General features: G+C 59.3%; 13 protein-coding genes and 1 pseudogene. 9 read left to right on the forward strand and 5 right to left on the reverse strand.

Annotated elements, in window-relative coordinates:
* The first annotated feature begins 338 nt into the window (after positions 1 to 338).
* The 7 genes and pseudogenes from TERRO_RS22110 (at position 339) to TERRO_RS12480 (ending at position 6,814) form a co-directional block, all read left to right on the forward strand.
* On the forward strand, positions 339 to 1,952 hold the full coding sequence (locus TERRO_RS22110) for a diguanylate cyclase (RefSeq protein ID WP_157178342.1): 1,614 nt from the start codon (positions 339 to 341) through the stop codon (positions 1,950 to 1,952).
* A gap of 170 nt (positions 1,953 to 2,122) precedes the next feature.
* A complete protein-coding gene (locus TERRO_RS12465; protein ID WP_014786009.1) occupies positions 2,123 to 2,524 on the forward strand; it encodes a (R)-mandelonitrile lyase in 402 nt (133 codons plus the stop codon).
* Between the two features lie 321 nt (positions 2,525 to 2,845).
* Positions 2,846 to 3,505 carry a (2Fe-2S)-binding protein gene (locus TERRO_RS12470; protein WP_014786010.1) on the forward strand — a complete coding sequence of 220 codons (660 nt, stop codon included), beginning with the start codon at positions 2,846 to 2,848 and terminating at the stop codon, positions 3,503 to 3,505.
* A 12-nt stretch (positions 3,506 to 3,517) separates the two neighbouring features.
* Positions 3,518 to 4,516, forward strand: a complete 999-nt coding sequence (locus TERRO_RS12475; RefSeq protein WP_014786011.1) for an FAD binding domain-containing protein — start codon at positions 3,518 to 3,520, stop codon at positions 4,514 to 4,516.
* A 10-nt stretch (positions 4,517 to 4,526) separates the two neighbouring features.
* Positions 4,527 to 4,838: a hypothetical protein gene (locus TERRO_RS23675; protein ID WP_245536083.1), complete on the forward strand. Its 312-nt coding sequence runs from the start codon at positions 4,527 to 4,529 to the stop codon at positions 4,836 to 4,838.
* Positions 4,825 to 5,235, forward strand: a pseudogene (locus TERRO_RS23820) (molybdopterin cofactor-binding domain-containing protein); the annotation flags it as partial. The gene TERRO_RS23675 and the pseudogene TERRO_RS23820, both read left to right, overlap by 14 nt.
* 64 nt (positions 5,236 to 5,299) lie before the next feature.
* Positions 5,300 to 6,814, forward strand: coding sequence for a xanthine dehydrogenase family protein molybdopterin-binding subunit (locus TERRO_RS12480; RefSeq protein WP_281047873.1), 1,515 nt, complete (start codon positions 5,300 to 5,302; stop codon positions 6,812 to 6,814).
* Positions 6,815 to 6,836: 22 nt separating this feature from the next.
* Here TERRO_RS12480 and TERRO_RS12485 read toward each other — a convergent pair whose 3' ends face one another.
* Positions 6,837 to 9,122, reverse strand: a complete 2,286-nt coding sequence (locus TERRO_RS12485; protein WP_157178328.1) for a GH92 family glycosyl hydrolase — start codon at positions 9,120 to 9,122, stop codon at positions 6,837 to 6,839.
* A 292-nt stretch (positions 9,123 to 9,414) separates the two neighbouring features.
* On the opposite strand from TERRO_RS12485, the gene TERRO_RS12490 reads away from it, so the two are divergent.
* Positions 9,415 to 12,795, forward strand: coding sequence for a TonB-dependent receptor (locus tag TERRO_RS12490; protein ID WP_041592559.1), 3,381 nt, complete (start codon positions 9,415 to 9,417; stop codon positions 12,793 to 12,795).
* Positions 12,796 to 12,856: 61 nt separating this feature from the next.
* On the opposite strand, the gene TERRO_RS12495 is transcribed toward TERRO_RS12490, so the two are convergent.
* Entirely contained in the window at positions 12,857 to 14,107 is a 1,251-nt protein-coding gene (locus TERRO_RS12495) for a DUF2264 domain-containing protein (RefSeq protein WP_217164342.1), read from the reverse strand.
* Between the two features lie 352 nt (positions 14,108 to 14,459).
* Between TERRO_RS12495 and TERRO_RS12500 the strand changes: the two genes are divergently transcribed.
* A complete protein-coding gene (locus TERRO_RS12500; protein WP_014786016.1) occupies positions 14,460 to 15,131 on the forward strand; it encodes a BON domain-containing protein in 672 nt (223 codons plus the stop codon).
* A 111-nt stretch (positions 15,132 to 15,242) separates the two neighbouring features.
* On the opposite strand, the gene TERRO_RS12505 is transcribed toward TERRO_RS12500, so the two are convergent.
* The 3 genes from TERRO_RS12505 to TERRO_RS22710 form a co-directional block, all read right to left on the reverse strand.
* Positions 15,243 to 16,169: a universal stress protein gene (locus tag TERRO_RS12505; protein WP_014786017.1), complete on the reverse strand. Its 927-nt coding sequence runs from the start codon at positions 16,167 to 16,169 to the stop codon at positions 15,243 to 15,245.
* 153 nt (positions 16,170 to 16,322) lie between these two features.
* Positions 16,323 to 16,886, reverse strand: a complete 564-nt coding sequence (locus TERRO_RS12510) for a hypothetical protein (RefSeq protein WP_014786018.1) — start codon at positions 16,884 to 16,886, stop codon at positions 16,323 to 16,325.
* Positions 16,887 to 16,946: 60 nt separating this feature from the next.
* A complete protein-coding gene (locus TERRO_RS22710) occupies positions 16,947 to 17,108 on the reverse strand; it encodes a putative glycoside hydrolase (protein ID WP_081490719.1) in 162 nt (53 codons plus the stop codon).
* Between the last annotated feature and the right edge of the window lie 170 nt (positions 17,109 to 17,278).

The following is a 17,278-nucleotide window of genomic DNA, read 5'->3' on the forward strand; positions in this document are numbered from 1 at the left end:
ATTGCGGACAACGAAAAGTACACTGACCCGACGTACAAGCGGAGATCCCGCTATGGAATATCACTCGTGACATCGGCACAAGTCATTCCGAGGGATGCTCTCTCACCGGTAAGAGGCTGCTTCAAGACCACGAATGCTAATACGCCCCGTTAACATCAAGCCCTCCCCTCGAACCACAACTGAAGCTCGGCGACATTGCTCTCGTGAACAAATTTATCGCTCGTGATGTATCTGCCGTCCGGATACCTCAAAAGATGAATGGCGTGCTTCGGCGGTATCGAACACCATTGCGTATGCTGAAGCGGCTACAAAGCTTGGATATAGGAATTGCGCTGATCTTGGCCGCAGCGCTCGGTTCCGTCGTGTTCACCGTTGCAGCAAGCAGTTTCGTTTATCAGAACACCAAGAACCTGATTGAAGCGGAAGGTTGGGTCGAACACAGCCAGGAGGTGCTGAATAGCCTCCAGAGCGCATCGCAAAGGCTCGACCGCATTGAAGCCTATACCGGGCTCTACCTCGCGACCAAGAATGAAGATCAGCTCATCGCCGCTCGGTCGAACGTTGTCTCCCTCAGCACATCCAGCACCCGAATCCGCAGCCTCGTCTTTGACAATGCCGTTGCAGTCCAGGAGGTTACCGCTCTGGGAGCGTGTGCCACACGTCTCGCCCATGACTTGGAACGCGTCCCCGAGACTGGCAAGTCCCCGCAGACCAACATCCTCAAATGCCGCCAGACACTCGGCCGAATGTCCGAACAGGAGCGCACGCTCCTGAAGCAACGGACGGAAGCCTCCAGGGAGCGTTCTCAACGCTCCGTAGTCACGGAGTTCTCCATGGGCGGCATCTCTCTGCTCGCCTTGGTGTTTCTCTTCGGCTTCCTCATCCGGGACGCCTTTCGACGCAAGAGCGTCGCGATCCTCACAAACCGCACGAACTCCGAACTGGCCACCACGGTGCAGCAGTTGCACAATCGTGCGGAAGAATCCCGCCTTCTGACCGATGCCCGGGATGAACTCCAACTGTGTACAGGGCTGGATCAGGTCTACCGCGCCGCCGTCAGCAGCTTTGCTCGTCTGGCGCCCGCGACGAGCGGGACGATCTGCATGATCAACAACTCACGCGCCATGGCCGAAGTGGTTGCGCGTTGGGGCCTCGACGCATCCATGGTGGAGATCTTCGTCCCCGATTCCTGCTGCTCCCTGCGCTCCGGGCGGCTGCGGTGGCGCGAGATAGGCGCATCCGAAGTGAATTGCTCACACTTTCTCAACGACGCTCCCGAAACCTACTTCTGCCTGCCGCTGGTAGCGCAAGGCGAGACGCTCGGAATGCTCTTCCTTACACCGAATGACAAGGACAGCATCGAAGGCGTGAGGTCGCGCGAAGACAGCATTCGCCAACTCGCAGAACTTACTGCCATGACCATCGCCGGTCTCCAGTTGCGCGTCAAGCTGGAAAACCAATCCGTACGGGACGGCCTCACCGGCCTTTTCAATCGTCACTTCATGGAGATCGCGCTGGAACGGGAACTTGCACGTGCCTCTCGCTCCAAGAGCCAGGTCGCCATGCTCATGCTGGACGTCGATCACTTCAAAACCTTCAACGATCAGTACGGCCATGCCACGGGCGACATCGTTCTCAAAGAAGTTGCAACGGTCTTCGAAGCTAAGATCCGCAGCGGAGATATGGTCTGCCGTTACGGCGGCGAAGAGTTCGCAATCATCCTTCCGGACGTGACAGTCGAAGGTGCCTTCATGACGGCGGAAAGAATCCGCACCGCCATCGCAGGGATGCGACTCACCTCAGGCCTGGCAATGCATTCGGACTTGAGCGTCTCGGTCGGCGTAGCGCTCTTCCCGCAGGATGCTGAGAATTCCGGAGATCTGCTCAGGAAAGCCGACGCGGCGCTCTACCGCGCAAAGCACGAAGGAAGAAATCAGGTCGTACTCGCCTAAACCTGACGATTTCGTCTTTCCACAAAGGCCGTTCCTCCGTCGGTCAGAGTACGGTGAAGATCAAGAAGCATTCGTGAAAGTAACTCACAAGAGTTTGCCGGCATGCACTCTTCTCAGTCCAGACAATATCCCTCACCCTAGAAGAGTTACTGTCTTCAAGGGAGACACACATGGACATCAAGAGAGTCGGAACACAGCCATCCGGCAAGGGACCGGCAGACTGGTTTACCGGAACGGTACGCATCGATCCGCTATTCACCGCACCTGACCCGGCCCTGGTAGTCGGTGCCAGCGTCACATTCGAGCCTGGCGCAAGAACCGCCTGGCACACACATCCACTAGGCCAGACGTTGATCGTGACGGCCGGTTGCGGATGGGCACAACGAGACGGCGGTCCGGTTGAGGAAATTCATCCCGGAGACGTCGTCTGGTTCTCGCCGCACGAGAAACACTGGCACGGAGCCACTCCCACCACGGCCATGACGCACATCGCCATCCAGGAAAAACAGGACGGCAAGGTCGTGGAGTGGATGGAACACGTCACGGACGAGCACTATCAACAGCCGCGCTAGAGGGCACAGCAGCACACGCAATCCCCTGCTCAGATCGCCATCAGTCCTGCGTGGCAGCACAAATCTGTTTTGCTTCGTGAAGCAGAAGCAACGACGGGCCGGCCCCCTTATAAGGTGTCCGGCCCGCGCGTTACCCCCCTTCGGCCAGAGCCAATCAACCCGACATGGCGTTTACCGCCGCGCTGTAGTCTTCCCCCGCCCCGCGGCGGTACTATCGCTGCATCAAAGAACCGAGGATTCACGGCCTGAGGCCGTCATCCTTAAAAAGGCTCGCAATATCGGAGCTGCCGTCCGGACAGCAGGACGCAGATGGAGGTCACAATGTCGACGAATGATGAAGAGAGCCAACAACCCATGACTTCGCTGGAAAGGCTCAGCCGCAGGTCCTTTTTGACCCGTGCCGGCATGGCCGGAGTCGCAGGCGCGACGGCCACGATGGCCGCGCCGCTCGCGGCCGCTGCAGCAGAGCCGGCAGCCGCCGCACAAGAGGCAGCAACTGCGACCATTCCCGGCACCGTACCGGTCAAACTCATGATCAACGGTCAGCAGCACAACCTGCAGGTCGACCCGCGCGCCACAGTACTCGATACCCTGCGCGAGACCCTGCACCTGACCGGCACCAAGAAGGGCTGCGACCACGGACAGTGCGGCGCCTGCACCATTCACGTCAATGGCCAGCGCGCCAACAGCTGCCTCCTCTTCGCCACCATGCAGCAGGGCAAAGAGATCACCACCATCGAAGGCCTTGGCACACCCGACCACATGCACCCCATGCAGACGGCGTTCGTCGAGCACGACGGCTACCAGTGCGGCTACTGCACCAGCGGCCAGATCATGTCGGCAGTCGCCATGATGAAGGAGCCCTGGGGCTCCAAGGATACGGACGTCAAGGAAGCGCTCAGCGGCAATATCTGCCGCTGCGGAGCCTACCCCAACATCGTCGCCGCTGTGCAAAGCTGCCGCGGCAAATTCACGGCATAAGAGGAGCCCAAGATGCAGCCCTTCGAACTCATTACGCCCAGCAGCATCCCCGACGCCGTCAAGGCGCAGGCGTCCGCGGCCACCGCCCAGCAGGGATCCCAGGTACGCTATATCGCCGGTGGCACCAACCTCGTCGATTACATGAAGCTAAACGTCGAGATGCCGCGGCAGCTCGTCGACATCAACGGCCTGCCACTCAACAAGATCGAGCCCGGCGAAAACGGCAGCCTGAAGATCGGCGCGCTCGCCAGCAACACCGCCGTTGCGCATCACGATCTTGTGAAGCAGCAGTATCCCGTCCTCTCCGAAGCTATCCTCAGCGGAGCCTCTACACAGCTCCGCAACATGGCATCGACCGCAGGCAATCTGCTGCAAAAAACGCGCTGCGGCTACTACCGTGACACCTCCTACGGCTGCAACAAGCGACAGCCCGGCACCGGCTGCTCCGCCATCGGAGGACATAATCGGATGCTCGCTATCCTCGGCACCAGCGACAAGTGCATCGCGTCGAACCCCTCCGACCAGAACGTTGCGCTCGCAGCCCTCGAAGCAAAAATCCACATCACCGGCGCCAAGGGCGATCGCGTCGTTCCCATCGCCGACTTCTACACGCTGCCCGGCAATACTCCGCAGCGTGAAACGGTACTCGAACCCGGCGACCTCATCACCCACGTCTCCATTCCCGCTCTTCCATCAGGCGCGAAGAGCCTCTATCTAAAACTTCGCGACCGGGCCTCGTACGAATTCGCCCTCACCTCCGCGGCCATCGTCATCAAGACAAGCGGCAATCACATCGACTTCGTCCGCGTAGCTCTTGGCGGCGTCGGAGCCGTGCCATGGCGCAGTCGCGAAGCGGAGAAGGCCCTGATGGGCAAGGCCGCCACGCCGGCCAACTTCCGCGCTGCCGCCGAAGCTGCACTGCACGGCGCCCGCCCGCAATCACAGAACGGCTTCAAAGTTGAACTCGCGAAACGCTGCCTGACCGCAGCCCTCACCAAGGTCACGGCATAGGAGGCGCATCATGATCCTCGATCAGCAGCAGGAATCGAAACCCGCAAACATCGGCGACAGCGCCGTCATCGGCAAGCCACAGTCACGTGTCGACGGTCCGCTTAAGACCACCGGCGCGGCCATGTACTCCTCCGACCATCACTTTGAAGGTCTCGTCTACGCATGGCCGACCACCGCAACCGTCGCAAGCGGCACCATAAGCGCCATCGATACGGCAGCGGCTGCAAAGATGCCAGGCGTCCTGGCCCATCTACACACACGAGAGCATCGGCGCGCTCTACCGCACTCCTCCCGGCTCGGGCATGTCCATGATCCTGGATGAGAAGCGCCCTCCGCTCGAAGACACCACCGTCCGCTACTACGGCCAGTACGTCGCCGTTGCTGTCGCACAAACCGTCGAGCAGGCGCGCGCCGCAGCTGAAGCCGTCAAGGTCACCTACGCAAAGACACCGCACAACACCAGCGACAAGCTACTGGGCGATGTGGAGAAGACCGGCAAGAAGAGTGTCACCAAGCGTGGCGACACCGCAACTGCCTTCGCCTCTGCACCCGTCAAGCATGACGCCGTCTACAGCACACCTGCTGAGACGCACAATCCCATCGAGCTCCATGCGTCGGTTGCCGTCTACAAGAATGGCAAGTACACCCTCTATGAGACATCGCAAGCCGTCGTCAACTCGCGTGACGTACTCGCCGCGCAGCTCGGTGTGCCGTCTGAGAACGTGCAAGTCATCACGCGCTTCCTCGGCTCAGGCTTCGGCGGCAAGTTGTGGCCCTGGCCGCATGGCAGCACTCGCCGCAGCCTGCGCGCGCAACCTGAACCGACCGGTCAAGCTGGTCGTCTCGCGCTCCATGATGTTCCAGAGCGTCGGCCACCGCCCCGCCATCGACCAGCAGATCAAGCTCGCAGCCGACACCAGCGGCAAGCTCCTCGTCATCGAGCAGAACTACGTCAACCACACCTCAATCCTCGACGACTACGACGAAGGTTGCGGCGAAGCTACCGGCTTCATCTACTCCTGCCAGAACGTCGCAGTAAACAGCGGCCTCGCACGCCGGAACATCGGCACGCCCACCTCCATGCGTGGTCCTGGTGCGGTACCTGGCCTCTACGCGCTTGAGTCCGCCATGGACGAGCTCGCCATCAAGCTCAAGATGGATCCCGTCAAACTTCGCCAGATCAACGAGCCGCAGAAGGATGAAAGCAACGGCCAGGAGTTCTCCTCACGGCACATGCAGGAATGCATCAGCACCGGCGCGGAGAAGTTCGGCTGGTCCAAGCGGAACCCGGCAATCGGATCGATGAAGAATGCGGAGGGCGTGACACTCGGCTGGGGCATGGCCGCATGCACGTGGATTGCAGCCCGCATGGAATCAGAAGCCACCGTCGAACTTCTGCAGGATGGCTCGGCCCGCGTCACCTGCGGCACGCAGGACATCGGCACCGGCACCTACACGGTGATCGCGCAGATGGTCTCGCACGAGACTGGCATCCCGATTGACAAGATCGAAGTTGTCCTCGGCGACTCCGCACTGCCGCCCGGCCCCATCAGCGGCGGCTCCTGGGCCACCGCGTCCGTAGTTCCCGCAGTGCTGCAGGCCGCGCAGAAGGCCACACAGACACTGCTCGTTGCAGCCGTTGGTGCTGCCGCAAGTCCCTTCAATGGCAAGGACGCAAAGATGCTCGAGTTCACCAATGGTGGCGTCCAGACCAAGGGCCAGTCCGGCACACACGTCGCCACCGCCGAGATCATTCGTATGGCCAAGGTGAAGGCCATCAGCGGTCAGGGCAAGTCCATGGGCACCCTCGGCAATCCCAACGAAAAGCTCTCCTCACACAGCTACGGAGCGCAGTTCGCTGAGGTTACTTGGGAGCCGGAGATCGCGCGTCTGCGTGTCAGCCGCGTCGTCACCGTCATCGACGCGGGTCGCATGATCAACCCGCGCGCAGCACGGAACCAGATCGAAGGTGCCGTCGTGATGGGCGTCGGCATGGCCATGTTCGAGGCCACCGAATATGACCAGCGCAGCGGTGCACCAATGAACAGCAACCTCGCCGACTACGTCATGGCCGTCAACGCCGACTGCCCGGAGATCGACGTCACCTTCCTCGACTACCCGGACTACAACCTCAACGCCATCGGGGCACGTGGCGTCGGCGAAATCGGCCTCGCCGGCATCGCCGCAGCGATCACGAATGCAGTTCACCACGCAACCGGCATTCGCGTTCGCAACCTGCCTATCCGCATCGAAGACCTGCTCGCTCCGGCAGGCCACCCGAAGAAAGAGCTGGTCTGAGATTCAGACCAGCTCTTCTCCTCTAGCGCTTCTCGCAGAAGCGAGCGCCGGGGTCGCTAAGGGACGGCGGCGGATTTGTCTTTCCCCACTCGGAGGGCGCTGATCCCATCTTCAGGATCAGCGTTCCTCCGTTGGCAATCTCCGCGTGACGAAACCAGTTCGTCGTCAGACTCCGTCCATTCAACGTCGCCGTCTGCACATAGCGATTCAGGCCGGCTGCATCCAGCCCCTCCGCAACGATGTGCAGCTTCTTTCCGTTCGCCAGCGCGAGCGAAGCATCGGGCACCGAAGGCGAACTGATCAGGTAGATATCCTGACCAGCCACCGGAAAGATGCCAAGCGACTGGAAGATGAGCCAGCTCGACATCGCGCCGGAATCATCGTTGCCAGGGATGCCGGCACGCGTGTCGTTGAATGCCTTCTCCAGCAGCAGGTGCGCAACGTCCGCGCTCTTGTCCGGACGCCCGGTGTAGTTGTAGAGCACCGGCATCAGGAAGCCAGGTTCATTCGAGATATCGAAGTGCCCGCGCGCGAACGTGAAGTCCATGCGATCGTTGAAGCGCTGGTTACCACCCGCCATCTCGATCAGGCGACGCATGTCCTGCGGTGCGTAGAGCGAGTAAGTCCAGATGTCGCCTTCATACATAAAGTCAGGCCACGTCCCGCGTACTGTGAGGTACGGTTCCGCCCACGAGCCATCCGGCTTACGCGGACGCAGGAACCCCTTGAAGCCTGACACCGCCATGTTGGGATCCCACAGGTGCTCGAAGTTATGCGTGCGGGCAAGCGCCCGGTCCATCTGCTTCTGTTCGCCCAGACCGCACGCGACCTCTGCAATTGCGAAGTCGTCATAGGCATACTCCACGGTCCGCGAGCCGGCACGCTCATCGGCCGTCGTAATGAAGCCGCGTTCGTTGTAATCCTTCAGCCCACCGCGGCCCTCCTTCTGCGCGTCCTTCGGAGGCACCTCGGCATCGTGCAACATCGCCTGCAAAGCCGTGGCATAGTCGATGCCCTTTAACCCCTTCACAAAAGCATCTGCAATCACCACGTTTGCATTGGAACCACCCTGCGTGCGGCCATTGTCGTTCCCGCTGCGCGCATCCGGCATGTACCCTGCGTGGCGATAGATATCGATCAGCGATCGAATAATGTCCCGCTGCCGGTCCGGCGAGATCAGTGTCAGCAGCGGACTCGACGTCCGATACGTATCCCAGATCGCGTAGTAGTCGTCGTAGTACGGCTCCGTCGAAGACCACAGTGGGTTCTCGCCCGTGCGATCCACCGGCATCATCATGATGTGGTACATCGCCGTGTAAAGCTGGTGACGTTGCGCCTCGGTCTCTCCTTTTACCTGCAGCTTCTCAAGCTCGGCATTCCAAAGCTTGTTGTTCGCATGGCGCACAGCCTCAAAGCTCCACCCAGGAATCTCTACCTGGATACTCTTCTTCGCCTGCTCCGCACTGATAAACGAGATGCCGACCTTAGCCTGCACCACTTGATGCGCACGCGCATTGAAATCGAACGAAGCGCCAACAGGCTTATCGCTGGTGACGACCACATCGCGCTCCGTCCCCAGCTCGCCACCATTCCACGTGCGTACGGCTGCAGCGGGCGTATCGATCTGCATGTCATAGAACACGCGATACTCGCCACCGCGGTTCCAGCCGCCACGAAAACGAGCGATGCCCTGGATCTCGCTGTTTGAGACCACATGCACCTCGGCACCAACGAAGGTCTGATCCTCCCAGCCCGTGCCCAGGTTCAGTGCCGCGGCAACATTGACCGTCAGGTGGGCCTCACCCGGATTCAGAAAGGTATAGCGATGAAAGCCAACGCGCCGGCTACTCGTAAGCTCCGCACGCACCTTCGGTCGCGTCAGCGTTGCGGCATAGTAGCCGGGCTTCGCGACCTCCTCCGTGCGCGGCGTTTTGATGTCATTCAAATTCAGTGGCCCGGTAACAGGAGCGACACGGATGTTGCCATACTTCCCGGCAGCGCCGCTAAGGTGAAGATGAGAGAAGCCAAGGATCAAGCCGTTGCTCGAATACCCAAAGCCCGAGCGGCGTCCGTCGAAGGTCTCCATATCCGGACCAACCTTCAACATGCCGAACGGAACCGTAGAACCGACGAAGGTGTTTCCTCCCCAGTCCACACCGATAAAAGGATCAACGTAGCGGGTGTAGTCCGGTGCACCTGCGCGACGCACCTCCGACTTCTGAGCAAAAGACGAGGTCGCCACAGATGCGATCAACAACAGGGAAAGACAGCGGAGCTTCAAGGAATTGGCCTTTCTAAAGGACAACAAACAATCAAACAGATTCCGGCATGTTGCGATTCAGGGCCGACGCACCAAAGCGGCCCTCGTATAACTACTAAAACGTTATACCGGAGGCCGGTACCGACCTATGTTTTTCGGTGCGATGAAAGTGCGTCCAGAAGCGTGAAAGACCAACACCAGCGGGACTTCTACGCGCTGCCCTCACCCTCCCGGGAACAGATTTACGTTGACAACGAGCTCTGGCGCTACTTATAGTCCGCGTCTACTTCCAACAAACTGTGGGGACGTCGTGGATATGTATAGCTACAGAAGAATCGCGTTGCATGCCATTGCGGCTGTCGCACTCGCCCCCCTTGCCGTCAGTAACGGCTTCGCACAAACTCTGTACGGCGGTCTGACCGGCGTCGTCACAGACTCCAGTGGATCCGTAGTTCCCGGCGCAAAAGTTACGGTGACAAATCCGGCAACTGGCCTTACGCGCACGGACGCCGCGGACAGTTCCGGAGCGTACCAGTTCACCGATCTTCCGCCCGGCACCTACGGTGTCGTCATCACGGCGCCCAGCTTCGGCACCGCCACTTCGAAGTCTGTACCCATCAGCGCGAATCAGTCACGCCGCTTTGACGCAACACTCACCGTTGGCAACGTGACGGAGACCGTTGAGGTCAACACGGTACCGCCTGCCCTGCAGACCGAGCGAGCGGACGTGAACTATGAGATCAGCCCCACGCAGGTCCAGGAGTTGCCGACGACCTCGACCGCAGGCCGAAACTTCCAGGGGCTCTATCGCCTCATCCCCGGTGTTCCGCCGCCCGTTGAGAACAACTCACAGGCCGGCAATCCAGGCCGGACACAGGCCGTCACGGCAAACGGCATCGTGAACACGGTCAACTCCACCAAGATCGACGGTGCCGCCGTGGGCTATCCGTGGCTCCAGTCCATCGTTGCCTATATCCCGCCGACAGATTCCATCGAGTCAGCCAACATCGTCACCAACAGCTTCAACGCAGAGCAGGGTGCTGCCGGCGGTATCGCTGCAAACCTCATCGTGAAGAGCGGTACCAACCGCTTTCACGGCGGCGCATGGGCGTATAACTCCATCGCCCAGTTCAACGCGCGCCAGTACTTCACCCGCGTCACGACCACGCCGATCCTGCCCAAGAACATCTATAACGAGTTCGGCGGCAACATCGGCGGTCCCATCATCCGCGACAAGCTCTTCTTCTTCTTTGGCTATAACCGTGTTTCGCTCCGTCAGTTCAAGACGGGCGGTGCAATGAACGTGCCACTTGCAGCCCTGCGCGGCGGCAACTTCGCGGGCACCGGTACCACCATCTACGACCCAACCACCGGCAACGCCAACGGTTCCGGACGCACGCCCTTTCCGGGAAACGTGATCCCCACGGGGAGACTAAGCCCCGCCACACAAAAGATTCTCGCGCTCCTCCCAACGGAGAAGGTCAACGCGATCTCCGGTAACTATCCCGGCGGCGCCGTGCTCTCGTATGACCGCGCGTCGTACGACACGAAGATCAGCTACAACCCGACAGACAAGACCACTTTCTTCGGTCGTTACTCCATCGGTCGTTCGCAGATCACCGATCCGCCCGCACTCGGCGCCGCCATCGGCAACACGTGGGATGGTGGTCAGCCTGGAACAGCGCCTGGCACCATCCAGAACATCGGCCTGGGCGCGACGCATTCGTTCACATCGAACTTCCTCATCGACGCGAATGCCGGCTTCGTGCGCATCAATCTCGCCGCACGCGCTCCGGACTACGGCACCAACCTCGGCACAGACCTTCTGGGCATCAGCGGTACCAACGGTGCAACACCCTTCCAGTCTGGCCTGCCAGGATTTCTGCCGACCGGACTCTCCAGCTTCGGTAACTACATCCAGTCCAATCCCTTCCAGTTCCGTGACATGCAGTATGTCGGCAATCTGAACGGCACTTACCTGCACGGCAAACACAACTTCCGTTTCGGCGGGGAGTATGTGCACTCTGCCATCAACCATCTGCAGGCAAACAACGCCGGCCCGCGCGGACAGTTCACCTTCACAGGCGGCGTCACCGGCAACAACAGCGGCCTGGCCGCCGATGGTCCCAACTACTACCGCACCGTCGCCGACATGCTCCTCGGTCTTCCGCAGGCAATCGGCAAAACCGTCCAACTCTTCCAGCCCAATGGCCCCCGCTTTTCAGTCTTCAGCTTTTACGCACAGGACACTTGGAAAGCGACACCGAACCTCACGATTAACTACGGCCTCCGGTACGAGTACTATCCCTTCGCGAACCGCGATCACACCGGCGTCTTCCGCTTCGATCCCGCCACCAGCAACGTGCTGATCGGCGGACGCGGCAACACACCAACCGATACCGGTGCAGACGTCGGGCGCGGACAGCTCGTCCCGCGATTCGGCATCAACTACCGCATCAACGAGAAGACGGTCATCCGAGCCGGCGGCGGCATCACGGTGGACCCGGAAAACTATCGCTTCTTCCGCGACTCTTATCCGGCCCTGATCACCCTGAACAACACCGGTGCAAACAACTACGTCGCAGCCGGTGCGCTCACCGCGCCCAACGCGGGAGCCCCGGGGATGAACACCCTCCCCAGCGGCGCGCTGGCGGCCGGCGTCCCGACTGTGAACGTGCCTAATATCAATACCGGCATCGTTCCCTTGCCCTTCAACTACACGACACAGACTGCACCGCAGAAGTGGCGTCGCGGCTACATCGAAGCCTATAACCTGTTTATTGACCGAGACCTCGCGCATGACGTCGTATTGAACATCGGTTACGTCGGCACGCACCATGTCCGTCAGGTGCTAGGCATCGACATCAACGCGGGTGGCGTCAGCACGCTTGGAGCGGCAAGCCGTCCGCTCTTCGCAAATGCCACAGCTCCCGGCGGCGCATTACGCTACACCGGAACCATCCTCAACGTGGCGCCCGCCGGAGACGAAGAATACTCGGGCATGCAGCTACAGATCAGCGATCGCCAGCTGAAGACCCTGCAATTCGGCTACAGCTACACCTGGTCGCACTATCTCAACTACTGGGACGCTGACTCGACACTCGGCACGCCCACCTTCAGCACGCCCGGTCTCTACAAGCGCAACTTCGCCTCGTCGGGCTTTGACCGCACCCATATGAATTCCCTATGGACGGTCTATAAGATTCCCTTCGGCAGAGGTCGCCAGTTTCTGAGTTCAGGCTTTGTTGGCAGTCTCGTAGGCGGTTGGGACCTGAATACCATCACCACCTACTACAGCGGCAGGCCTTTTCAGATCACGGACTCATCGCAGGCAGGCAACGGTGATACTGTGGTTCCCAACCAGATCTCGCAGCCGGTCAGAGCCGGCACAAAGTATCAACCCGGATCGAGTGTGTATCCGTATTACATCCAGAACCAGGGAAATTATGCCAAGCTGCCGAACGCGTCTTCGAACGGCAACACCTCGCGTAACTCAGTGCGCGGCCCAGGGTACTTCAACCTTGACGTAGGACTGACTCGCAACATTCCAATCTACCGTGAGCTTGCCATCATCCTGAAAGCAGAGTCCTTCGATGTAACGAATACTCCGCAATGGAGTGCACCAGTCGCGAACGTCAATGACAGCGGCTTCGGTCAGATCCAGAGCGTGCTGTCCACATCCAACCGCACACTCCGCTTCAGCGGCCGCATCTCCTTCTAACCAATCAACTCAAGAGGTCCGCATCTCACACAATATGCGGACCTCTCTTTTTCTGAACGCGTCAATCCGTTGCGTGGTCGGCGGCATGATCTTCTCCGGACCAGATACGCAACGAACTCCACTTCTCCGCCGCCCCACTCCAGAAGGGATCGCTCGCGGGTAGTCCCAATGGCAGGAAAGCTGTAGTGCAAAGATACAAACTCCCCGTGGAGATATAGGTCTCACCCAGCGAGGGCTGATGCCCGGCCAGCCCGATCGTAAGCCACCCCTTTGTGTCAAAGGTGCCACGAGCAAGCATCGTGCGTTTGATCACCGCATTCAGCGCGCAGCGAGCCTGCGCAGGCGAAAGATGCTCTGGTAGCTGCCGGCGCAAGGCAGCATCCGCCAGATGATGATATGCACCGCAACGGTACGCAATGGAACGTCCGATGGGCGGGAAACTGCCATCTGGATTAATGCTCCGCTCCTGCAACGCGGCAAACCGTTTCGCTCTCTCGACGATCGGCTTCCGCATCGCAGTCCACGCCGTCTCCTTGTCCCCGACAACCTCCATCAGAGCCACCAGGAAGGGATGAATCACGTAGGAGTTGTAGTTATCCGCGTGGAAGTGCGGGCCATCACCATAGATGCCATCACCCAGAAACCAAGCTGCGTGCTCGCGCAGAGCATAATCCACGCGCTCACGATCCCAATCTTCTCCCAGCATCGACAGACACGCCTCAACCATCGCAGCGAATAGCAGCCAGTTGTTGTAAGGCGGCGTCTGTCGCCGTGTCGCACGCAAAGCTTCACCAAGATGCTTCTTCACCGGCTCGGGGAGCGCATGCAACAAAGTGCGCGGAGCGCGTGCCATCGCGAGCGATAGAAATCCTGCGTCCACGATGGTCTGCCGTGCCGAACCAAATCGCAGATAAGAGGGCAAACCCGAATCAACTGACATCGCAATGGCCTTCTGAGCCAGTGCGGCACAACGCGCACGCTCAGCCTCTTCCGCGCCTGTCAGTGTCGTGTTCTCAAGCCACGGCGCAATGCCAGACAACGTCCTTGCCAGCGCCTCCAGCGGCGAGACACCACGGCGATCTGCCTCCTGGCCAGCAGCAGCCTCCACCGGCATCGCTTCAAACAACGTTCCTGCCGCGGCGGATCGCAGGACGGGATCAACAATCTTGACGAGAAGCTCCGTCCAATCCGAACGCATCGACGAAGCGCTCTCTGCAAGCGCTTCTGAGCTGAAACTTGCTGAAGACAATGAGGGTGTCAGCAACGCGGCAAAGCTTCCCGTCGCACCTGTAAGTAGCCTTCTGCGATTCACATCCATCTCCTTACGCCGCTAGGCTCGAGGTCGCACTTTGCATCGCGCAACAGACGGGCTTCATGCGCATAGAACCCGAGGATTAGCGACTCCCTGAAAGTGGTTGAAGTCTACCCGAACTTGCCTCGACGCGTCGCCTAAGCGTCACTCCGGAGAACTCACAGGCACCTGTGACAGACATCACTTCAAGCGAAGGGACCGCGCGCTAAGTTTGCATCAGGCGCGACGACACATGAGTTGAGATCTGTCGCTGCAAGGTGTTTCTACGTATCAGGACGAAGATCGGGCCGCACACATACGGCCTCTGCATCACGTCCGACCCACCCTTACATCCCCAAGGAGGAACCTTCCGATGTCCAGCATTGCTTCTTACACAAAGACCCACGATCAACGCATCCAGGACGACGTAATGCAGCAGATCACCTGGCAGCCAGAAATCCATTCCAAGGACATTAGCGTCAAGGTGCAGGATGCAAATGTGATGCTCACCGGCTTCGTACATGGCTACCTGGAGAAGCTCGCCGCAGAACGTGCCGCCAAGACAGTGTTCGGCGTTGTCTCCGTCGCGAATGACATTGAGGTAAAGCCACCCAGCATGCGTACTGATCCGGAGATCGCACGCGACGTGGTAGAAGCGCTGCGCATTCACGCAAGCGTCCCCGACGAAAAGATCAAGGTTGCCGTCTCTGGTGGCTTCGTAACACTGACCGGCGCAGTGGACTGGCACTACGAACTCGAGAATGCAGAGACAGCCGCGCACTCTATCAACGGAGTTCGCGGCATCGTGAATCTCCTGCAAATCAAACAGCGAGCCACCAGCGAACAAGTGCGGCAGAAGATCGAGGACGCACTGAAACGCATGGTCGACCTCGACGCTCGATCCATGTCTGTCTACACCAGCGACGGCACAGTATCGCTCTACGGGAACGTCCACTCCTGGTCCGAGCGCGAAAAAGCAGAACGCGCAGCCTGGCAGGCACCCGGCGTTCAGCAGGTTTCAAATCATCTCACCATCCATCCCTAACTGAAAACATTCCCGGGACGGACCAGGACATATCCAGACAGTCCGGGATTTTATTTCGGCGTCGGCCTGAACCAGGTCGACGCCTTTTTTCTTGCACAAGAACAGAACCTACTATTTGGAGTTGTCACTAACGACTAACACCGGGCAGGGTGCAGATCTCAGAATCTCTCCCGTCGGCCGCCACGAGAAGTGATCCGCACCAACCATACGCTCTCCGCTGCCAATCACGATCAGTGCCGCGTCTTCCTTGTTGGCCAGCGTAAGTACTTCCTCAGCGGGATCTCCATACTCCACACAATAGGTGATATCTGCCGCATCATCCGCAGGCTCACCCAAAGCAATACGCAACAACTCCTTGACGTATTCCTCCTTCCAGAGCCTGTCATGAGCCTCCGTCGGCGGACGTTCTGCCGGCGTATGCATCGCAAGTAGCTTCACACCGGCGTACTCCGCAATTGCCCTTGCATACTCCGCCGCGCGAACACTCGTCTCCGATGGAGTGCTCGCAAATACGACCGTCTTCCGCCGCATATCAGGTGGCTCGCACTCCGGACCGCAAACCAGGACAGGGCAAGTGCAACGAAACGCAAGTGATTCCGACACCGATCCGAAGAGGAATTGATCGATTCCCTTCCGCCCGTGAGACCCAACGATGACCAGGTCGGCATCCGTCTCCGACGCCGTCCGAAGCATCAGCTTCGCAGGCCCGTCAAAGTTAACGACCTCCTTGATCGGCCGATCGAAATGCTGCAGATGACGGTGGATCGCGTCCGCGATCTTGTCCCGGGCTTCGTCCAGCACCTCTTCTTTAAGCTGTTCATAGTAGATATCGATCACGCCGGGCGGTGGCGGAACCGAATGCGTAACAATTAGGTCTGCCTTGAGAACGGTCGCAATCTCTTCGGCCCATCGTAGAGCTCTGTTACCGCACTCATCGTTCTCATAGCCAACGACAATCTTGTGGATGGAAAGAGGCGGCACGTCCACCACGGGCTTGCTCACGCCCGCGGGTTCAATACTCAGTATCGGTTCTGACATAGGATCCCCCGGCATGGTTTCAGCATGCGCTTCAACTCGGAAGATTCTTGTGATTGCCGTCACTGCAGCATGTGGAAGCGCCACGTCGTAGGGATCTAGCCATTCGCTTCAGCACAGAGATGCCCCTCCGTCTGCGACGCTCATCTCATCAAATTACGAACGCAGATCCCCAAAGTCATCCCGTACCGTATCCAGCTTTTTCCGATACTCGGCAGCATCGCCATACGGGAGGAAGTGGCTGTAGCGGCTATGCTGTGCGGCAGCCTTCCGAGCGTGCTTCAGCGGACACCAATGCTGTTCCGTCCGCCCAACAACCTCCATCACATAAGCGATAAGACCGTTGGCGTAGGAACAGTAAATACAGTTGAGGCGCTCAAGCACATTCAGGTAGACGAGCGCGCCCCGGTCAAAGATCAGATAGTCTGCGCGTCTGACTTTGGGAACGCCATACACAGGGAAACAAATCGCCTGGTACAGCGTGATGACAGCATCAAGAAACAGAAACGCAACAAAGCAAAGATAGATGATGGGCGCCGTCAGTACGGCAAGAGGACGCGCATGCAACAGGTAGCGCCAAAGAGGGGTGCGTGCCTTGCGATGTGCCCGTCTGTCTTCATCCGAGATCAAGGGTGCATCCTGCTTCACCGGATACATCGGGAAAAGATCCGGCTTCACCTCTGCAATCAGAGCAGGTGGCACCTTCGGTAGAACATCCATGTAATTACCTTCTCTTCTATGTGCCGACTTAACTGAAACAACCATCGCAAGACGCTCGACTCACTTGAGCCCCGCTTCGCTGTAAACATTTCTCGCATTCCACAGAGACCATCCATTGGCATGCGCGTCCGCAGCGGCACGCGTCTGCGCCGCGACCTCTTCCGGTCCAAAAACACGTCGCGAGAATGCGGAGTCACGGAACCCCTGGATCCATGCGAGTATTTGGACCGTCGTGCCCGGGGCCTCTTGTCAGACGTTCTCGTACGGAGGCGTAAATCAGCGTGACGGCCGCGATGCCACGGCTAAGGTTAGGCACAGCAACTTCTGGCAAACTTTCAAAGGACTTGTAATAGTTGAGCAGGAAGCATCGCGTCTTATTGGCGCTTTATAGC

Origin of the sequence: Terriglobus roseus DSM 18391, from assembly GCF_000265425.1 — a bacterium.
GTDB lineage: Bacteria > Acidobacteriota > Terriglobia > Terriglobales > Acidobacteriaceae > Terriglobus > Terriglobus roseus.